Below are 20,503 nucleotides of genomic sequence, written 5' to 3'. Positions count from 1 at the left end.
TTTAACAATGATTTACTTTCCTGATAACTTTGCAAAAACAGCTTCCATCGAACTTTTCTCGGACCGGATCTCTGTCATCTCCCATCCCCGAACCATACTTTCCCGGATCACCTGCTTAATCGTATCCCGTTCCCCGTCATACCACAAACGAACGCCATGACCGCCCACCATCTCAACTTTTTTAATTCCGGCAATCATCAGCAATTCATCCGGTAAAGGTGGTAAATCGAATACGGCATAAAGCGTATTCGGCTCGATATAATTATCAAACTCCTCCACGCTACCGGAAAAAACAACCCGCCCGTGTTCGATCATCTTAATCGTTGAACAAGTAGCTTGTACTTCCGACAAGATATGCGTTGAAAGCATCACCGTACGATCTTCTGCAATCTCACGAATTAATTGTCGAACTTCCAGAATTTGGTTCGGGTCCAACCCGTTCGTCGGTTCATCAAGAACCACAAATTTCGGATCATGCAAAATAGCTTGAGCAATACCTACTCGTTGCTGATACCCCCCGGAAAGATTTCTCAACAACCGATCTTTCATGTGCGTGATCCCACAACGTTCCTCGGTCTCCCCAACAGCAGCATTAATTTTTTTCCGTTCCATCCAGTGTATTTCTGCACAAAACCGCAAATATTCATCCACGGTCAAATCCGGGTATAACGGTGGTTTTTGTGGTAAAAAACCTATATATTTCCGAGCCGCCACGGGATTTTTTAACGTGTCGATACCATTAATATACACTTTCCCCCGGGTCTGTTTCAGCACGCCACAAATAATGTTCATTGTTGTTGACTTTCCTGCACCATTGGACCCAAGCAAGCCAATGACTCCGTTTTCCTCAATCTCAAAATTAATATCCTCGATAGCCCATTGTGTCGCGTAACGATGATACAAGTGTTCTACTTTTACAATTAGATTTTCCATACATACGATTTTTTAGTCATAAATACTGCATGACGTCACGTTTAGTGACATCTATCTTTAAATAAACCTATGCAGGAGAGCCGGTTTCCATCTTCGCACCCAAACAGTCACCGGTTCTCCTTGCCTTTCGGTTTTCAATTATACAATTCGCCGATCGCCTGTAGATCTATCCCTAAGCGTTTGAATTCATTCATCAATATGTCATACTTTTTTCGAATCAGACCATTTATATCTTTCTTGGGATGCAAAATTCCGGTAAAATCATTGGCATTATAATTCCCGTTGGCCGGTTCTGCCGTCAACTTTTCGTAAGAATTTCCCATGATCAGCGTTAAATAATTTGCCAGATCAGTCTTTAAAATTGTAGTCAAAATAGTTGTTGTCGGTCTTATCACGAATCCTAATCCATAACATTGTCCTGTTGAAGGACGAGCTGAAGACGCCCCTCCCGCCCAAGAATAATCCGACACCAAGTTGAACTCATCCAACGAATACATGGACTCGATTCTTTCCGTGATAAACCACGAATGAACATCATTTTTAATTTTATTCTTTCCACTTGCAAGTAAATCATCCAAGGATTCATCGCCATGACTGAATATCAAGTTATGGAACGAGTAATAGTATGAATATTCCTTCAAACCATACATATACATGGAATTCGTGTACCACAAATTTCGTCCCAATATAATTTTCAAAGGTAAGGCAACCCGAAGTATTGTATCCGGATAAAAATTCAAAAACATCTCTTCCACCCATTCGAACTGCTTTCCTACATATTCATTTTTCGCCTCATTCACGTTTATACTATTTTTAGTGAGAGTCACCGTGTAAGCACGCACATATATATCCCCGTCATCCGTCAAGATCACCTCTCGTTTAAGCGTGGTAAAATCTTCACCATCAGTTGTACCGATAGGATATTTTGTACCTTGGATATAGACATAATCACCTTCCACGTAAATATCATCCCCATTGGGTGTATAAGTCTGACTTGTTATAATCGTATCCACAAGATTTTCTTTCCATGCATTCGACCCGTCAAAATACACCTCTCTAGGCTCGAATTGGTAAAGGACATATACGCCCGTACGATTATAAAAATCCTCTATTTTTTCATCGTAAACATTATTTCCCGAAGCAAGAACCGGTTTCCATTCTTCCATATCCGAAGGAGTAAGCGTTTCCGAATCATCGCTACAACTCTGCCACCCGATCATCCCGATGACAACAAATATCCATAATATATACTTTATTTTCATATCTCTATACTTTAAACATTGATCAGTTTTGCACCAAATAAGGATTTTGTTCCAGAACAAGTTCCGGGATGGGCAGTACATAATGTCTCATGTCCTGTGAATACGTCTGCCCTTCCGGCTTTAACACGTGAGTAACCGTCAATCCATAACGACGCAAATCACACCATCGATGGTTTGTCTCACCACATAACTCCCTGAATCTCTCATCAATAATAAATTCCAACAACTCCTGACCGTCTGTAATATTCAATTCGTCTGCAGGAAATTCCTTATTGAAACGATATTTTCTCAACTTATTCAAATCAGTCAATGCCTGATTACGATAGGCGTCATTCCCTTCTTTCAAAAATTTTTGCGTATAAGCCTCGGCCCGATTCAAATAAAGTTCGGCAGTACGAATGCCTTGAATGTAACTACTGGATCCACCTTTTGCAATACTTTCTCGCATATCCCCTTGGAAACCCCATATATCCATTCCAAAAGTAAAATAAAAAAAAGCCCTCAAATCACGCACCCTCTTCGCTGATATATCAGCGAAAGCACCTTGTTCATAACGTCCTATCAACTCTTGAGAAACGACAAAAGGTCCTATTACCCATGCTATCACACTCGAAGACAGCGAGTAACCAGTTAGATAATTCCTCGCCCATATAATTTCATCCGGAGCGGTAGCCAAATAAACCGAACCCGTACCAGATGTATTATATACGTCCATACTGAAATTATTCAGATCCAGCAAATCAGACTTCAAGATGAGGACTGAATCAGCGTATGCCAAAGCTTTATCCCAATTTTCCATGTAAAGATATACCCTTGACAACATCGCTTTCGCTGCAAGATGGTCTATCCGGTAAAATGTACGTTCATACCTGTTTTCCATTAACAAACGATTTCCATCAAGTAAATCCTTTTCTATACGGGCATACACTTCCGCAACCGTGTTACGAGTATAAAAATCACCGTTAACCGTAGCGTCCAATTTTAGTGGAACCCCCAAATCCGTTGACGGATTACCTTGACTATAAGCAATACCAAACATATTCACCAAATGGAAATAATTCCATGCACGCAGCACCAGAGCTTCTCCCCGTAAACTCTCCCGCAACACTTCTTTCCCTGCCATCTCGTCCAAGTAATCCAATACCAAATTACAACCTAAAATACGCCTGTAAGGCATCTCCCAAAAACAATGAAAGTATCCTGCCCCGGCATCCGTGAACATATCCTTATTCCACGTGTAAAGCCATTTTAACTCATCATAAGTGGATTGAAAAGATTCATCATCCAAATTCGTACTTGCCTGTTCATCCGTGAATATAGTTGTACTATAATAAGGAGATCCATAACCATCACCCAGCAATATCTGCTCTAGGTCTGTCACCTGAGAGGGACGTACCAAATCCTGACTTGTCTCCTCCAGAAAATCTTTACACCCTACAAGAGACAAAAGAATGATTAATAAATATATATTCTTCTTCATCATTATCGCTTTTATCGTTAAAAACTTACATTTATACCGAATGAAAAATTCTGAGAACGAGGCTGACTTCCTAGCGCAACCTCAGGATCACGTCCTTTAAAATCTTTACTCTTTATCTGTAAAGGATTTGTTACCGTGCAAGAAAGTGCCACGCTCTTCGCGAATCCTTTTATCCACTTATCCGGAAGATTATATGAAAATCTGAAATCATTAAAGCGAATATACCAAGCATTCACCACCCTGACATCAGAATATTGCCAAGCATCCAACGGATAAAGAGCTACTCCATTTTCAAAAGGATAAAGAGGTTGGCAATTCTTCCCTACCGGAATAGAAGGAATGTTCGTGCGAGTTTCGTCCCCCGGTTCACGCCATCGATCGTTCAACTCGTTAGAAGCATTCTTAAATTCACTCAACATCTCGTAACCATTCTCGTAAGGAGAATCAAGAAATTCATAATTACCCCGACTAATATAAAAATTCAACGGGAAAGAAAAACGTTTCCACCGAAACACCATATTGATTCCAACCGTGAATGTCGGTTCGCGGGTACCCATATAAATCATGTATTCCGTGGCATCTTCCGCAGCCTTACTCGTGTTGGCACGTGAAAGATCAAAAAGCGGTCCCCCGTTCTCCGGATCTAATCCGGTAAACTTGAATGCCCAGAAACTACCCACCGGATACCCGGCTTTAGCGATTGATCCATCTGTCGCGTGTTTCCATGTCCCATTCTTTTCTACCTCGGATTTAACATTATTACTATTACCGGAAAAGCTCGTACCCAAACTCCACATGAAATCCTTCGTCCGGATAGGGATCACGGTAAAAGACAAATCCCAACCTTGATTGGACACCTCGCCATCATTAACATACATACTCGTAGTCCCTGTCTCGTAAGGCACTTTTGCCGAAGTAATCACATCCACGGTCTTTTTATAATACCAATTAAATGTACCGTTCAGTTTATTTCCCAATATGGAAAAATTTGCCCCCAGGTTAACCGTAAACGTCTTCTCCCATTTCAAATCAGGATTCGGCAAGCTTTTCCAAGTCATCTGGTATTCCCCCGTTTTCGAATCCACGGCCAAAACCTTAGCGATAAAATCAGGACTAATATTTTCCGCCACGTTTCCCTGATACCCCAACGAGGCAACAAAAGCCAGCGTATTCACGAACTTCTGATCGGCCATCCAATGTTCATCCGTTACATTCCAGCGTAATCCGGCTGACCATACCGGCTGAAACTTGGCGGTCTTACCAAAGGTATTCGAACCATCCCCCCTCACGGATAAATTAATCGAATAACGATTATCATACATATAACTTGCCGTGGCATAATAAGAAACGTAATTCGAAACCTTATCCGTTATTGTCGGTTTGGTTCGGGCATACATTGTATTTAATTTCCCCGCGGGGGTTTCCAACGGAACATCCGTGAAAGTTTTACCACGATCGGGCATATACCCCCAGTTCGTTTGCGAATAACCATCATATTCATTGCTCCGACTCTCTATTCCCGCCATCAGGTTCACTGAATGTACCCCTTTTAACAACTGCACGTACTCGAACTGCACCCGAGCCGTGTAACTAAAATTACGGCTCTCGGAAGTAGTCAACATCCCCCCGTAAGGTAAGAATGAGTTTTGAAACTCCGTGGTCGTCGCCCCGTACTCTCCAAACTCATAGCCACGGACAGATGCTATTTTATGAGAACGTTCCGTAAACCATGACTCGGCAAAATACGACGAAGTTGAACCACCCAAAGTTGCGGCTAACGTGAAATTTTCAGAGAACCGCCAACGAGCGCTCAAATTCAACTTTAAACTCTTGGTTGTATTTTCATTATTCGAATTAGACAACTCATTTATTATATTATATTTATACTTACCTTTCGTGTAATAAAACAATTCCCCCTCTTCATCGAAACAACCGATGACCCGACTCGTATTGATCGCGTAATTAAAAGGATCTACACCGGCAGCAAAAGCCTGTGTCTTCACGTGGCTACCTGACAAGCCTGCCGTCACGGTCAATTTTTTCCAAAAAATAAAACTCGTGTTCAAACTACCTGTATAAGTCTCCTGTTCATTCCCTTTTGCGGTATTCTTCACGTTACTATAACCGAAAGAAGCCCGGTAAGTAGCGTCATCATTTCCACCGGAAAAACTAAGCGAGTGAGACTGGCTAAACGGTGTCCGATAAAGAATATCAAACCAATCGGTATTCGTAGCCTCTAATTTTTTTACTCCGGTATTAAATTCTTCCCAACTGATTTTCCGTTCAAGATAAGCGTAAGCTAACGCGGAATATCCCACCGTTTCCTTTCCAACCCTCGCTCCCCGGGAGAAAGCTTCCCTCGAAAGATCAACACGTTCTTTCGAGTTCATAACGTCCTGCCGCTTGTAATTCATCTTTTGACTCGTCGAAAAACTTCCCGAATAATTCACCGACATCGAACCTCTTTCACCTCTTTTCGTCGTGATCAAAATTACCCCATTAGCTGCCTTCACCCCATAAATCGCCGTGGCAGAAGCATCTTTCAATACAGTAATATCTTCAATATCATTGGGATTCAACCAAGAGACCGCTCCCCCGATAAAATCTTTCATCATATCAAGATTACTATCCCCGATCGCTCCCAATTCACTGGTTTCGAAAGGAAGATTATCCTCCTGTATAATTCCATCCACCACCCACACCGGTTCGGCATTACCCACCAAGGTTGAAGTACCCCGTACCCGGACTTTTTGTCGAGTTCCTGTCAACCCACTCTGATTAATTACCACCATCCCCGGAACCTTTCCCTGTAACATGGATTCAATAGTCTCATTTCCAGTCATAACAAGTTCCTCGGCCTTCACTTTAGAATAAGATCCCGCCATAGCCTTTTCTTTAATCGCCTGATAACCGGTCACGACAACTTCCTCTATTGCTTTCACGTCTTCTTCCAGCACCACTCGCAGCGTATCCGTTTTTTCTGAAAAAGCGACTCGCTTATTTTTGAACCCCACAAAAGTGAACTCCAAAGTCCCCTGCTGTATGGGAAGTTCTATTGAAAAATACCCACGGGCATTTGTCGCTGTCCCTAAAGACACTCCGACCAATTTTACGGTTACCCCCGGCATCGGGTCTTTATTTTGATCCGTCACGAAACCTTTTAACGTAATCGATTTTACCGTTCCTGTATTCATCTGCCGGGGTACAATCAAGATTACATCTCCATGTACAATTGCCACCAAACGGGTTTCTTTCAACACGGTTTCCACCGCTGCCAACACCTTAGCGTCTTTCAAATTCACCGTAACCCGTTTACTCTCTTTCTCAAGTTCCTCTTTCTTGTAACTGATCGAATTTCCACTCTGACGATTAATTTTCTGAATCGCGTCAAGTACACTCTCTCCATCTAATTTCAACGAAATCAGCTTGTCTTTCTGCTGTCCGCGAGCAATCGTAGGGGCAAACATGATCCCGATCAACAGGATAAAGCCGCTCGCCAATAATAGCTTGCACGAAACAGAAAACATCCTCGAATGTTTCATTTTACAATTTTTTTTCATAGATTTGTAGAACATTTAAATTAATAATGTCCTGGTTTACCAGGAGATTGAATGACCGGTAACATCTTCCATATGTCACCGGTTATTTTTTAATAGATATACACGGTCGTTCCCTTGATCTCGAAACGAGGTCCACCTAACAAAGTCAACATACTCAACACACTGGCCAAATCATCATTACGGTTAATCCTTCCCGTAAAAGTATGCCTCTCCCCACGATCACCTTTCCATTCGTAGGTCACATCATACCAACGAGCCAACATTCGCATCACGCTCTCAAGCTCATCATCATCCAACACGATAATTCCATCACGCCAAAGAGACCGTAGGTCAGAATTTATTTCCCTCACGGAAATGTCTCTTGCTCCATCCGTCCAGCTTGCCTGCATTCCAGGAGTCAGAATTTTTTTCAATAAAGAATGCTCAACAGATACCTCCACCCGCCCGGTAAATAAAGTGGTCTCTATTGCCGGTTCATCGGCATAAGCCAGTATATTGAAAGAAGTTCCGAGAACCCGTGTCCGAACCTCCCCGGCTAACACGATAAAGGGACGCAACGAATCAGGTGTCACGTTAAAAAAAGCCTCTCCTTTCAAACGAACTTCCCGGTTTCCCTCGCCAAATCTTACAGGATAATGTAGTTCTGAATCGGAATTCAAAAAAACTTGTGTTCCGTCGCTCAAAATCAAAGAATAAATTCCACCCCGTGGGACAACGATCGTGTTGTATTCCATCGGCACCTCTTCCCGCCCCACATTCTTCTCTTTATAGGAAACTTGTCCCGTCGACACGGAAATATTCGAAGTGGCTGCAGAGATCAGCGTATCGCCTTTTTCCAAGGCAACCTTCTGACCATCATTTAAAATCAAAAATCCCTGAAACTTTCCCGGCTCGATCACCGCCACTTGCATAACAGACTCTTTTCCTACTCTATCCCGCAACCCGAACCACAAGCCCAAAGATACTAAAATGATAATCCCTGCCGCGTAAGCCATCCACGTTCTCCAATTCACCACGTTCCCACCTCTTAACCCAGATTCTAAGCGTTTCCATTGCTCCTGTTGATCCGATACTCGAATGATTTCCTCAAACTCCTCATAAGACGTCTTTTCTTGATATGATCTAAACCATGCTCGATGCTCCTCCGATTCATCCAACCATTCCTGCAACATCCCCTCCTCTTTTTCCGTCATCTTTTCTCCGGAAAATAATTTTCGGGTAATAATATCCGCGACTTTTATCTCTTTTTCTACAAGATTCATCATGCACTTATTTTTCTGAATTACACCATATAATTTCGTGAATCCGGAAAACGGGTGAATGGAAAATCACTTTTTTTCAAAAAACATCTTCTTTTTACTCGATTAACCCATGAATAAAAACGGCAACAACACCCTCAAATGTTTCAACTTCTCCCTCAGAGCTTGGTATCCTGCTTTTTTTAGCGTCTTCACTGTATTAGGTGAGATTTGCATGACTTCGGCAATCCTTTCAACCGTCATATCCTCCATGCTCAATTCGATCACCCGACGAGTCTGGGGCGGCAATTCTCGAACAGCACGCTGTACTCCACCGCAGATTTCGGCCGTGATTAACAGGTGATCTCCCGTCTCGCCCTCTTCCCGTTCGATACGGTCCAAAATACGCTTACGATTGGCCACATCCCGAATCTGCGCCATGACTTTATTTCTAACAATGGAAAACAAATAAGCTTTGACAGCTAACAGGCTATTAAAATTCACACGATTTCCCCAGTATAAAACAAATGCCTCCTGAATAATATCTTCCGATTGTTCTTTATCGTGCAACATCTTATACACATAATAAAACATCCGTCCGTACAACTCCTCGTGTAGCTCTTTAAAAGCGACACGATTCCCCCTAGCAATTTGTTCTACATGTAAATTATCGAGCATCAATGAATTAAATATTGAATTCCATCAATACAAATATAAAAGAAAAAGTGAGATAAAATCTCACTTTCTATTATTAAATCTTAATCTTTAACTTTTGTCCCGGTTTTAGATTCTTTGCCGATCGATCAGTCAACCCGTTCCATTTCATGATGTCCCGGTTCGACACGCCCGGATATTTCTTAGCAATCGACCACAGATTCTCGCCTCGCTTGATCGTGTAGTAGAAGAACTCGCCTTCTGTTAAAGGTTCTGCCTCGACTTCCGCATTCGCGGCAACCCCTGCATACTTGGCATCCACTTTGGACTTATAGTAATCAACCTTATTATTCGGCACGTAAACCGTAAGTTTCTGCCCGATATTAATTCGGTCTTTCGTCATCCCGTTCCAATACTTCAAATCGGATAAACGCACGTTAAATTTTTCGGCAATCTTCCCGATCACGTCCCCGCTTTTCACCGTGTAAACCAATTTGGCTTTATTGCTGGGGACAGCATGGGCATGAGCGTATTTCTTGAAACGATTCTTCGGATCGGCCGTACGGTCACTATCATTAAAATAAGTCGTCCGGTTATAAGCAAAGATCGTATCTTGTTTATCAATAAACTCTCCAACATGATTATAAGGAACCTGCAAAGCGTAACTCTTCCCGAATCCGGCAGGCACAATATCCGAACGATATTGCGGGTTCAAATCCCGAATTTGTTCCACGGATATATCCATCAATTTGGCCACCTGCTCGAAATGCAAGGCATCGGCAATCATGATCGTGTCACACATCGTGGGCAACTCATTCTCTAACGGGAAAATATTATGCTCTTTATGGTAATTGAACGTGTACATGGCAGCGATAAAAGCCGGCACGTAACCACGCGTCTCCTTCGGCAAATGGAAATAAATATCCCAATAATTCTTTTTACTTCCCGACCGTCGTATGGCCTTGTTCACGTTACCCGGCCCGCAGTTGTAAGCCGCGATCACCAGAATCCAGTCTTCGTAAATCTTATACAAATCTTTCAAGAAACAAACGGCAGCCTCCGTGGATTTTACCGGATCACGGCGTTCGTCAATAAAAGAATTTATTTCCAACTTGTACATCTTCCCTGTTCCGTACATAAACTGCCACAAGCCACAGGCTCCCGCACGGGAAAATGCCCGCGGGTTCAAAGCACTCTCAATCACGGGCAAGTATTTCAACTCCTGCGGCAATCCCTCCCGATCCAACACTTCTTCAAAAATAGGGAAATAATAGGAACTCAGTCCCAACATCGTTCCCACTTGGGCTCGACGTCTCACGGTATATAATTCAATATAATTCCGTACAATATCATTGTAGGAAAGCTTTATCGCTGAATTTAATTTATCCAAGCGTTGTAAATACACCGAATCCGGAACAGCCGGCCCGGTCACCATTTCGGTCAGGTACACCGAATCCACGTAATTGCCTTCCTCCAATCTGGAAACGTACCATTTACTATATAATTCATCCAATCGCTCGATAAAAGCTCCCGGAATAGAATCTGTCAACAATACCGGCGCCCCTAAATTTAACCGGGGCGCACCCAATCGTACTTTCAACGAATCCCGATCACTCTCACCATATACTACACCTGAAAATAAAATCGCACATAGCCACAAAAACACAAAACGCATGGTTATTCCTTTAAAAATTAAAAGTTAATGTCAAACCCACGGTTCCCCCGCTGACAGGAGAAAATCCGGTTGAGGGACGAAGATTCATCGACAAATCGTCGTTAATCTCGAAATCATAAAAATGGGCAAATACCGTAGCATCAATAATTTGTATTGCGTATATAGCACCCGACACGATATACAATAAGTCCCGATTCCGTTTATAATTATCTTTCTTTGTTTTCAACTGCTCTTGTAAACGCTTTTGCATGGATGCATTGTAATTCTCTGCCGTTTTACCCGGTAACATCAATTTATCCCAACTGGAATTGGCCGGGTAAGGCGTTTCCGGATCAGCCTCCAAAGCGTTCAGATAAGCCGTGTAATCCACGAATGCAGTACGGTATTTCTTGTAATACTTCATGTTCCACGACAACCCGTACACGGTAGCCCCGATACCCCCGTACAAGATTGGTAACTTCCACCATTGACGGTTATAAATCTGTCCGGAACCCGGTAATACCATCGCCATGATCGTTGCCCGATGCGGGGAATGGGGTTTACCGTTATCTCTTTTTCTCGCTTTACTTTTCAACACTTCCTCTTTTCCCGTGAACGTCAAGGAATCCGTGTGAATGATCGTGTCTTGCAAGAATACAGGGAAATCCGAACGATACTCCGACGCCGTTACTCCCGTACAAATAAGCAAAACCGGGATAATCAAAACTATTTTCACTAAAATACTTCTCACTACAAAGTTTATTTCTTATCCACCTTATCCAATAACTCAACAATTCGCTCCAGATCGCTATCCGATTTAAAAGAAATCACGATCTTCCCTCTTCCCTTCTCGTTCCGTTTCAGGTCAACCTTCGTGTCAAAATAACGAGCCAGATGAGTTTGTAACTCCATGTAGTCCTCGATAGGTTGACGTTTCCTCTCGGCTTTTCTCTCTTTTTCCTCTTCCGGTTTCATCAACTCCCGAACGATTTCCTCGACTTTTCGCACGGAGAAATCGTATTTCATGATCTGTTCGAAAACCATGTACTGGGTTTCCGGATCTTCTATATTAATAATAGCACGGGCATGCCCCATGCTGATTTTCCGTTCCTTGATTGCCAACTGTATCGGGGCGGGCAACTTCAACAAACGCAAATAATTCGAAATCGTTGTTCTCTTTTTACCTACCCGTTCGCTCAATGCATCCTGTGTCAGGTTGCACTCGTCAATCAAACGCTCGTACGAAATTGCAATCTCGATAGCGTTCAAATCCTCCCTCTGGATATTTTCAATCAATGCCAATTCAAGCACGGACTCTTCTTCCACCTTACGAATATAAGCGGGAATAGTTTCCAACCCTGCCATCTTCGATGCCCGGAACCGACGTTCTCCGGCAACAATCTCGTACTTCCCGTCTTCCACTTCTCTCACGGTGATGGGTTGCACGATGCCGATAGCCTTGATCGAAGAGGCCAACTCTTGCAATGCCTCCTCATCGAAAACGGTTCTCGGTTGGTTCGGATTCGGGCGAATATCACTCAATTTCAATTCTTCCTGTAACGCCGATGAGGCCGTCCCCCTTGGCTTCGCCTCCTCTGCCGCATCCGACAATAACGCTCCCAATCCTTTACCTAATGCACTCTTTTTCGCCATCTCTTATTAATTTTAGATCCTATTAATTTAGTGATTTAATGATTTCAGATTAAGTGATTTCTTCCCTCCCGCTCTATTTCCACCTATTTTTAATCACTGAATCATTGAATCAGCAATCACAGAATCTTCTAAATTCTAAACTATTTCTTGTTTTTCTCCAGCAATTCGTTTGCCAAACTCAAATAATTCACGGAACCGCGACACTCGGCATCGTAGAGGATAACCGGTTGTCCGTAACTCGGGGCCTCTGCCAATTTCACGTTCTGTTGAATCAACGTGTCGAAAACCATCTCCTCGAAATGTTTCCGCACCTCGGCTACCACTTGGTTCGACAGACGGACACGCCCGTCATACATGGTCAGCACGAATCCTTCAATTTCCAGAGCCGTGTTCAGACGTTTCTGGATAATCTTGATCGTATTTAATAACTTACCCAATCCCTCCAATGCAAAATACTGGCATTGCACGGGGATCATCACCGAATTGGCCGCGGCCAATGAATTCACGGTCAACAAACCCAATGAAGGCGAACAATCGATTAAAATATAATCGTAGTCATCTTTCACCTTTGCCAACACTTTTGCCATTACACTCTCTTTCTCCTCGAAATTCAACATCTCCAACTCGGCTCCCACCAAATCTATATTGGAAGGCAACAAAAACAAATTCTCAATATCCGTCTTCAGGATCGCCTCTTTCGGCTCCAACCCGTCCACCAGACATTCGTAGATAGTCGCCTTCAATTCCTTTAAATCATATCCCACTCCCGTTGTCGCGTTCCCTTGAGGATCAGCATCAACCAACAACACTTTCTGTTCCAGTACAGCCAAACTAGCCGCCAAGTTTACAGACGTCGTTGTCTTTCCAACACCCCCCTTTTGGTTCGCGATAGCTATAATTTTTGACATAAATCCACGTTTTTCGATTATGTGGTAAAAATACAATTAAAAAGAATACGTCCCCCATTTTTATTCAATTTTTTAATAACAACGCCTACTTTTTTACTAACAATAATTACCTTTACACCGGGAACTAAAGAACTGAGGGAAAGATGAAAAATTCAACGAAAGAAATTATAAATGAAATAAATACATACCGGGACGAATCGAAAGCGGCTTTCCTGCCCCGTTTCTTCAAAACGGGTAAAGGGGAGTATGGTGAAGGGGATCAATTTATCGGGGTGGTCGTTCCGAATTTGCGTATCGTTGCCAAAAAACATTTTGACGCGGACTTCGACACGCTCCGGGAACTACTCGCCTCCCCGTACCACGAGTATCGCCTGACGGCCCTCCTGGCATTAACCTATCGTTACGCCAAACTCAAAGACCATGCGTCCAGAGAGACTTGCGTGAATTTCTACGTGAGTCAGGTAGACTCTATCAACAACTGGGATCTCGTTGACCTTAGCTGTTACAAGATTTTGGGGCATTGGCTTTTCGACAAGGACAAACAACTCCTTTACGACTGGGCAAAAGAAAATCACCTCTGGAAACAGCGCATCGCCATGATCTCCTGTATGCATTTCGTGAAACACGGTGAATTTAAAGATGCTCTCGCCATTGCCGACCTTCTCCAGCACCACCCTCACGACCTGATCCATAAAGCCGTGGGCTGGATTCTTCGTGAAATCGGCAAAGAAGACGAACAACTTTTAGTCGATTATCTCACCCCTCGCTACAAAGAAATGCCCCGTACCATGTTACGGTACGCCATCGAACGTTTCGAGGAAGGGAAACGGAAAGCGTTTTTAAATTCGGAGATTTAAAAGAAGTTTAGAGTTTAAAGTTTAGAATGAAAAATCAACTACCCCCACCAACTCCCCCTTACACAGGGGGAGAGACGAACGCAAGAAACCGCCACGATGTAACGCCGCCGCGTGTTCTCCCCCTGTGTAAGGGGGAGTTAGAGGGGGTAGTTTAAGTGCAAGCCTCGTGCGGTTGGAATCTAAAATCATAAATCAAGAAATCCCAAATCAACAATATAGCATGATTAGTTTTTTACAAGTCGAAAATCTCAGTAAACGTTTCGGGGAACAACTCCTGTTTGAAAATATAACTTTTGGAATCGGCAAAAATCAAAAGGTAGCTTTAATTGCCAAGAACGGGATGGGAAAATCCACCCTATTACGTATCATCGCGGGCAAAGACTCCGCGGACATGGGTTCCGTGATCTTCCGTAATGACATTTCAATCGGTATTCTGGACCAAGACCCGGAACTTAACCCGGAAAATTATGTGTTTGAAGAGGTGTTCAACTCGGAGAACCCGACCTTGAAATTAATCAAAACATACGAGCAAGCCGTGAAGGACAACGACGCGTCGGCTCTCGAAGAACTCATCCCGCAAATGGACGCTCTCGCCGCGTGGGACTACGACACGCAAGTGAAACAAATCCTGTCGGAACTCAAGGTCGACAAGTACAGCCAGCGGATTAAGGAGCTATCCGGGGGACAGCGCAAACGTGTCGGGCTGGCCAAAATATTGATCAGTAACCCCGATTTCCTGATCCTTGACGAGCCTACCAACCACTTGGACGTGGAGATGACTGAATGGCTGGAAGAGTACCTCGAAAAAACGAATGCCACCCTGCTCATGGTGACACACGACCGTTATTTTCTGGATCGGGTGTGCGACAAGATCATCGAGATTGACGATTTCGGTTTATTCGCCTACGAAGGAAACTACTCCTACTATCTTGAAAAGAGAGACGAACGGATTGAGGCCCGAAACGCCTCGATAGACAAGGCCAAGAACCTGCTCCGCACGGAACAGGAATGGATGCGCCGGATGCCGCAGGCCCGCGGGCATAAGGCGAAATACCGGATCGACAATTTCTATAAAATAAAAGAAGTCGCCTCTCAAAACACGACAGAGCAACAACTGGAACTCGATATAAAAGGACAACGCCTCGGTAAGAAGATTCTCGAACTGGAACACGTGAACAAGAGTTACGGGGATTTCCGCGTGTTACGGGATTTCTCCTACAAATTCATTCGGGGGGAAAAGATCGGTATCATCGGGAAAAACGGGGTCGGAAAATCGACCTTCCTGAATATCATTACCCGCCAGATCGAGCCGGACAGCGGAACCATCGAAATTGGTGAAACCGTGGTTTACGGTTATTATAAACAAGACGGGATCAGTTTCAAGGAAGACGATCGCCCCATAGACATCGTGAAAAACATTTCCGAGAAAATCGACCTCGGTAATGGACGGGTGATGTCGGCATCGCAATTTCTTGAATATTTTCTTTTCCCGGACAAGCTGCAATATTCCCTCGTGGCAAAACTCAGCGGGGGCGAACGACGGAGACTTTACCTGCTGACTGTCCTCATGAGCAACCCCAACTTCTTGATTCTCGACGAGCCGACGAACGATCTCGACATCATGACGCTGAACGTGTTGGAAGATTATCTGAAATCTTTCCAAGGCTGCCTGATCATCGTGTCGCACGACCGTTTCTTCACGGATAAAGTGGTGGATCGGGTGTTCGCTTTCGAGGGTGACGGCGTGGTGAAAGACTTCCCCGGTAATTACACCCAGTATAAGAATAAAAAAGAAGAAGAGGAGCTGCTGCGGAAACAGGAAGAGAAGAAAATCCCTGTCGCACCCAAACCCGTGAGAGAAAAGGAGAAAGTCCGTAAACTGACTTTCAAGGAAAGACTGGAAATGCAACAACTGGAATCCGACATGGAAAAACTGAACACGGAAAAAACAGAGCTGGAAACAGCCTTGAACTCCGGGACTCTTGATACGGATGAACTGGTGAGATCTTCCCAGCGAATTGCCGAGATCATTGATTTGTTGGACGAAAAGGAAATGCGCTGGCTGGAACTTAGCGAGATTGAATAAAAAGACATTAAAATAAACTCCTCCGGCCTTCGGCCACCTCCTCTATAAACGAGGCCACTGAAAAAGTCCCCTTCTGGGGGACTTTCTCCAAAATATTTATTTTTTACTTTTAACTTTTTTCAAATAAGTTTATCTTCGAGGGCTAAAACAATGTATGATGTTACCACGCCAAACCTCTCTTTCTTTCAGCGTTTATTCAGACTTGTATGATAAACTAATCCCCCGGGATAACAAGCTTCACCAGCTCAACGACCTGGTGGACTTCACTTTTGTTTACGATGAATTATCCTCGAGATACTGCCAGACGAACGGTCGCGTGGCTATAGACCCCGTCCGGGTCTTCAAGTACCTTCTTTTGAAAGTGATCTTTGACCTCTCGGATGTTGACGTTGTAGATCGTTCGCGTTACGATCTTTCTTTCAAGTATTTTCTAGATTTAGCCCCCGAGGATGACGTTCTCGATGCCAGCACGCTGACCCGTTTCCGTCGCCAGCGTCTAAAAGACATGAACTTGCTGGATCTCCTGGTGAGTAAAACGGTAAGTCTTGCCCGCTCCCGCGGTGTTCTAGAAGGGAAGGCGATAATCCTCGATGCCACCCACACGCTTTCCCGTTATAACTTGTACTCGGCCAGGGTTGCCTTGCAAGGTCGTCTCCGTCACCTTCAATCCACGATCCGGCAGGCCCCTCTCCCGGCCGGGGAAATCAACGATATTCTCTCGACGGTTTCCCCCGGGGAAACGCTGGAGCAAACCCGGGCGGCTTGCACGAGTTTGGTACAACGGGTTCGTTCCCACGGGGGACTGTCTTCCCTTCCGCTGGTGAACGAGCGAGTCAACCTTCTCGAAGAAACCCTTGAAGACGTCAAGGATTCCGTCTCGTTTTCCGTTGACAAGGAGGCCCGGGTCGGGCACAAGGCGGTGAACAAGTCCTTTTTCGGTTACAAGACACACGTTGCCATGACTAGCAACGGGATCATCACGGCGGCCCTTGTAACCACGGGGGAGAAAGCGGACGGGCAATACCTGGAACCGCTCGTCGAGCGAAGCGTGGAGAACGGGATGGAGGTGGACACGGTAATCGGTGACATGGCTTACTCGGGCCGGGATAATATCATGTACGCCACGGGGCATGACGTTCAACTGGTATCGAGATTGAACCCGGTGCTGGACGGTGTACGCGGGGAAACGGGATTCGTTTATAACAAGGACGAGGCGATGATGGTTTGCCCCGCAGGGCACCTGGCATACAAGGAATGCTACCTGAAGCCGGAAGGTAACAAGAACGCCCGCCGGGTGTACTTTTTTGACGTGAAGCGATGCAAGGAGTGCCCCCTTTGCGAGGGATGTTACAAGGAAGGGGCAAGGAAGAAGACGTTCTCGGTGATGATAAAATCTGACGAGCATGTCGAGCAAAGGAAATTTCAAGAAACGGGTGTTTTTCGAGCGAATGCCAGGTTACGTCCCCGCGTGGAGGCTAAATTCGCGCAGCTCAAGAACGTGTTCGGGTATGACAGGGCCGTGTCATGTGGCCTTGATTGTATGTCCATGCAAGGAGCGATAACCATATTCGCCGCCAACATGCTGTAAATATTAACGTTAAGTAAAAACGTGCTGTAAAAACCGGGCATAACCCGTGAAACAGGCAAATTATCTCCTCTAAATCGAATTTGGCGACTAAAAAATTGAATCAACAGGTTTATATTAAAAAAAAATCCTGGAGTGATGGAGAATCCCGTCGTCTTTTTATCGCGAGTGTTTTTCAAAAGAAAAAAGTCTTTCAGAAAAAGAAAGACTTTTTCAGTGGCCTCATAAACAGAGGAGGAGCTGGTGACTCTTCCCGAAGAAAGGGAGTATTTTAACTCTCCCTCTGTTTATAGAGGGAGTACCCCGAAGGGGGGAGGGAGTTTGAAAAATACCTTTTTGGACAACCCATTTTCAATTACAAGAGTTTAAATCCCTAGAAGATCTGAATATCAGTAAAAACAAAAGAAACAAAAACATACCTCCCCAAAACAAAGACGACATGAACTCGGCTTCATCTCAGCTTTAACTCAGCTATATCTCGTCTGTAAGCCATTAACAGGGTATTATCAGAGTTTGAAAACGGTTAGATTAAGGACATAAAATTAGGATTTAGACAGGGATTCATTCACCCCGTTCTAAATCCTAACCCATCGAATGAATCTTGCCGATTATTCCGCTTTCAACATCTCTATCATAAGGTTCATTTCCTCTGCCAAAGCCGAAGGACTTCCCATATAACCACCAATACTCCAACGCAATTTTCCGTTCCCGTCAATAATCATTTTATGAGGAATACCGGAAAACTTAAAAGCTTTACAATAAGTATCATAAACAGCCGACTGCTTTTTCGTTTTCGGGTTCACGTTATCACAAAGCACCTTCAGCGTGTAATTATGCTCCTTCATGAATTTCCGAATCTGTTCTTTAAAATCAGCCGCCGTCTCCATCGTGGAAATAAAGAAAAACACCACGTTCGGATCATTTTTATACTTATTTACGGCCATTTGCATTCCCGGTAAAGAGGCTTTACAAGGAGCGCACCAAGTCGCCCAAAAATCCAACACGATAATCTTCCCCTTCATCTTCGAAAGATCAACCTTTTTCCCGTCCAGATCTTCCATAGCAAAAAGTTCAATATCCTTGTTAATCATCGTCTCCTGCAAATGTTTTTGCAACTCTTGTTGTTTCTCTTGTGATTTCAACGAACTGACATAAGCCTCAAAATCTTTATCGTTTTTATGTTGTTTCACGTAATCTTTCCGCAAGATTTCCAACATTTCGGGAGTAACCGCATCTTCCCGTACACTAGCCACGATCGTGGGAATTACCATCGATTGATAGCCATTCTTCTCCAACAAACGAACATATTGATTGTTATATTCTGCCGATTTGAAATTATATTTCCCTTTAATTTCTTCCATCAACTCCAATGCCTCGGCAGAAGAACCGGTAGCATCCAACACGAACGCGTGCTTCAGAATCATATCTTTTCCCCTCGTTAGCAGATAATCCTTCCACTCCCGTTCTGAATACACTTGATCAGCTCCTGCTTGAGGACGAGTCATCACCTCATTGTAAATAACCTTAGCAAAAGGTAACACCTGTTCCGGGGTTCTCTGATTCGTGTTCAACGGCACTTGTACCATGTGCCAGTAGAAAGTCAGCAAATAAAGATGGGGAACATCATGAAGGTACTTGTACAAGAAACTATAATCATTTTTCTTGATGATGGGCTGATAAACTACCGCTTGAAAGATTTTACCCAGATACATGGATGATGTTTCCGTCTCTATATCTTTAAACTTTTCCGTCGGGAAACGTTTCAGGAAAGCATCTAATTCAGGAGCTTTCGCATCGGCATCCATGATTCTGAAAATCCGCCATATCTCTTGGTCCCTAGCCAAAATCCCGTTCGGGTAATCTTTTAAAATCCGGGTTTCTACTGCCGCCGCTTTCGTACTGTCTTTCACGATATTCTTAGCAACTTCAAGTGCCTTCAACAACGTCTCTTCATCCACATCCGGTAAATTCAGTATAAAATCCACGTCTCCCAACATCTGTTCATGTTTTTCTCCCGGCATCATTTTATTCAACAACTTCGCCGCATAATAGAATACGTATTTCCGGGCTCCGGGATCTTTCAAAAGCTGTTGGTTCAGCCAAAAACGCATAACTTCATCATCAATATACGCGTCCTCGTCACAATATTCCGGTAAAGACTCCAACGTCTTGTTCCGCAACATTCCCCACGCCATATAAGCAGTCGATAAATTCTGCCCGTTCTTGTTAAAGGTCATTGTCGTGTACGTGGACCGTCCCCCTGTATCCTTTTTGTCCCCAGCGTAAAATTTACATGATACCAACGCACAATTTTCAGGCACACGACAAGTGGCCTCCCATGCCGTATCATTCTTCACCAACTTCAAATCTTCCGCCCTCCAACACAAATTTTCCCAGTAATAAACCGTTCCGTAAATCGTTTCCTCATCAGCCAGTGACGTCAGCGAATTATCATACGTGAACTTCACATCCTGACCGGCAACCGGCACCAATGGAATAATGTGAAAAGGTTTACGATCCTGTGCCTTAACCACACAAGAAAATAACAGAAGTACAACGATACTTCCTAACAACGTGATTTTTTTCATACAATACGATTTAATAATTTATAAAGTTGGTAAGGTTCACAAAGT

The 20,503-nt window shown here is 43.9% G+C and carries 14 protein-coding genes; 3 read left to right on the top strand and 11 right to left on the bottom strand.

The features are described from left to right. Positions 1–12: 12 nt before the first annotated feature. From F1644_RS20465 to F1644_RS20420, 10 genes are all read right to left on the bottom strand, one after another. Complete coding sequence (locus F1644_RS20465) at positions 13–933, bottom strand: ABC transporter ATP-binding protein (RefSeq protein WP_118304113.1); 921 nt, start codon at positions 931–933, stop codon at positions 13–15. 134 nt (positions 934–1,067) lie between these two features. Next, positions 1,068–2,195 (bottom strand): hypothetical protein, encoded by a 1,128-nt coding sequence (locus F1644_RS20460; RefSeq protein ID WP_118304115.1) that lies wholly within the window; start codon positions 2,193–2,195, stop codon positions 1,068–1,070. Positions 2,196–2,217: 22 nt separating this feature from the next. Beyond that, positions 2,218–3,675: a RagB/SusD family nutrient uptake outer membrane protein gene (locus tag F1644_RS20455; protein WP_158571968.1), complete on the bottom strand. Its 1,458-nt coding sequence runs from the start codon at positions 3,673–3,675 to the stop codon at positions 2,218–2,220. Between the two features lie 17 nt (positions 3,676–3,692). Then, a complete protein-coding gene (locus tag F1644_RS20450; RefSeq protein ID WP_168044257.1) occupies positions 3,693–7,217 on the bottom strand; it encodes a SusC/RagA family TonB-linked outer membrane protein in 3,525 nt (1,174 codons plus the stop codon). A gap of 107 nt (positions 7,218–7,324) precedes the next feature. Continuing rightward, complete coding sequence (locus F1644_RS20445) at positions 7,325–8,500, bottom strand: FecR family protein (protein ID WP_168044256.1); 1,176 nt, start codon at positions 8,498–8,500, stop codon at positions 7,325–7,327. A gap of 99 nt (positions 8,501–8,599) precedes the next feature. Beyond that, the gene (locus F1644_RS20440; RefSeq protein WP_118304121.1) at positions 8,600–9,151 is read right to left on the bottom strand and encodes an RNA polymerase sigma factor; all 552 of its coding nucleotides are present in this window, start codon (positions 9,149–9,151) and stop codon (positions 8,600–8,602) included. A 73-nt stretch (positions 9,152–9,224) separates the two neighbouring features. Further along, complete coding sequence (locus tag F1644_RS20435; RefSeq protein WP_118304123.1) at positions 9,225–10,802, bottom strand: lytic transglycosylase domain-containing protein; 1,578 nt, start codon at positions 10,800–10,802, stop codon at positions 9,225–9,227. A 10-nt stretch (positions 10,803–10,812) separates the two neighbouring features. Then, positions 10,813–11,532 carry a DUF5683 domain-containing protein gene (locus F1644_RS20430; RefSeq protein ID WP_229782412.1) on the bottom strand — a complete coding sequence of 240 codons (720 nt, stop codon included), beginning with the start codon at positions 11,530–11,532 and terminating at the stop codon, positions 10,813–10,815. Positions 11,533–11,540: 8 nt separating this feature from the next. Then, on the bottom strand, positions 11,541–12,434 hold the full coding sequence (locus F1644_RS20425) for a ParB/RepB/Spo0J family partition protein (protein WP_118304125.1): 894 nt from the start codon (positions 12,432–12,434) through the stop codon (positions 11,541–11,543). A 140-nt stretch (positions 12,435–12,574) separates the two neighbouring features. Continuing rightward, positions 12,575–13,342, bottom strand: a complete 768-nt coding sequence (locus tag F1644_RS20420) for a ParA family protein (RefSeq protein WP_087422340.1) — start codon at positions 13,340–13,342, stop codon at positions 12,575–12,577. A gap of 143 nt (positions 13,343–13,485) precedes the next feature. Between F1644_RS20420 and F1644_RS20415 the strand changes: the two genes are divergently transcribed. From F1644_RS20415 to F1644_RS20405, 3 genes are all read left to right on the top strand, one after another. After that, a complete protein-coding gene (locus tag F1644_RS20415; RefSeq protein ID WP_118304127.1) occupies positions 13,486–14,199 on the top strand; it encodes a DNA alkylation repair protein in 714 nt (237 codons plus the stop codon). A 220-nt stretch (positions 14,200–14,419) separates the two neighbouring features. Further along, on the top strand, positions 14,420–16,285 hold the full coding sequence (locus tag F1644_RS20410; RefSeq protein ID WP_118304129.1) for an ABC-F family ATP-binding cassette domain-containing protein: 1,866 nt from the start codon (positions 14,420–14,422) through the stop codon (positions 16,283–16,285). Between the two features lie 157 nt (positions 16,286–16,442). After that, positions 16,443–17,873: an IS1182 family transposase gene (locus F1644_RS20405; protein WP_118304131.1), complete on the top strand. Its 1,431-nt coding sequence runs from the start codon at positions 16,443–16,445 to the stop codon at positions 17,871–17,873. A 605-nt stretch (positions 17,874–18,478) separates the two neighbouring features. On the opposite strand, the gene F1644_RS20400 is transcribed toward F1644_RS20405, so the two are convergent. After that, positions 18,479–20,458: a TlpA family protein disulfide reductase gene (locus F1644_RS20400; RefSeq protein ID WP_118304135.1), complete on the bottom strand. Its 1,980-nt coding sequence runs from the start codon at positions 20,456–20,458 to the stop codon at positions 18,479–18,481. Positions 20,459–20,503 lie beyond the last annotated feature (45 nt).

Source organism: Butyricimonas paravirosa (assembly GCF_032878955.1).
Taxonomy (GTDB): domain Bacteria; phylum Bacteroidota; class Bacteroidia; order Bacteroidales; family Marinifilaceae; genus Butyricimonas; species Butyricimonas paravirosa.
Note: the sequence above shows the minus strand (reverse complement) of the source record. Positions and strands in the feature narration are given on the sequence as shown.

Bases quoted from the DNA above. Each gene is read 5' to 3' on its own strand.
- F1644_RS20440 (WP_118304121.1), bottom strand. From the start codon at position 9,151: ATGCTCGATAATTTACATGTAGAACAAATTGCTAGGGGGAATCGTGTC.
- F1644_RS20450 (WP_168044257.1), bottom strand. From the start codon at position 7,217: ATGAAACATTCGAGGATGTTTTCTGTTTCGTGCAAGCTATTATTGGCG.
- F1644_RS20410 (WP_118304129.1), top strand. From the start codon at position 14,420: ATGATTAGTTTTTTACAAGTCGAAAATCTCAGTAAACGTTTCGGGGAA.
- F1644_RS20435 (WP_118304123.1), bottom strand. From the start codon at position 10,802: ATGCGTTTTGTGTTTTTGTGGCTATGTGCGATTTTATTTTCAGGTGTA.
- F1644_RS20420 (WP_087422340.1), bottom strand. From the start codon at position 13,342: ATGTCAAAAATTATAGCTATCGCGAACCAAAAGGGGGGTGTTGGAAAG.
- F1644_RS20425 (WP_118304125.1), bottom strand. From the start codon at position 12,434: ATGGCGAAAAAGAGTGCATTAGGTAAAGGATTGGGAGCGTTATTGTCG.
- F1644_RS20405 (WP_118304131.1), top strand. From the start codon at position 16,443: ATGTTACCACGCCAAACCTCTCTTTCTTTCAGCGTTTATTCAGACTTG.
- F1644_RS20400 (WP_118304135.1), bottom strand. From the start codon at position 20,458: ATGAAAAAAATCACGTTGTTAGGAAGTATCGTTGTACTTCTGTTATTT.
- F1644_RS20465 (WP_118304113.1), bottom strand. From the start codon at position 933: ATGGAAAATCTAATTGTAAAAGTAGAACACTTGTATCATCGTTACGCG.
- F1644_RS20460 (WP_118304115.1), bottom strand. From the start codon at position 2,195: ATGAAAATAAAGTATATATTATGGATATTTGTTGTCATCGGGATGATC.
- F1644_RS20455 (WP_158571968.1), bottom strand. From the start codon at position 3,675: ATGAAGAAGAATATATATTTATTAATCATTCTTTTGTCTCTTGTAGGG.
- F1644_RS20445 (WP_168044256.1), bottom strand. From the start codon at position 8,500: ATGATGAATCTTGTAGAAAAAGAGATAAAAGTCGCGGATATTATTACC.
- F1644_RS20415 (WP_118304127.1), top strand. From the start codon at position 13,486: ATGAAAAATTCAACGAAAGAAATTATAAATGAAATAAATACATACCGG.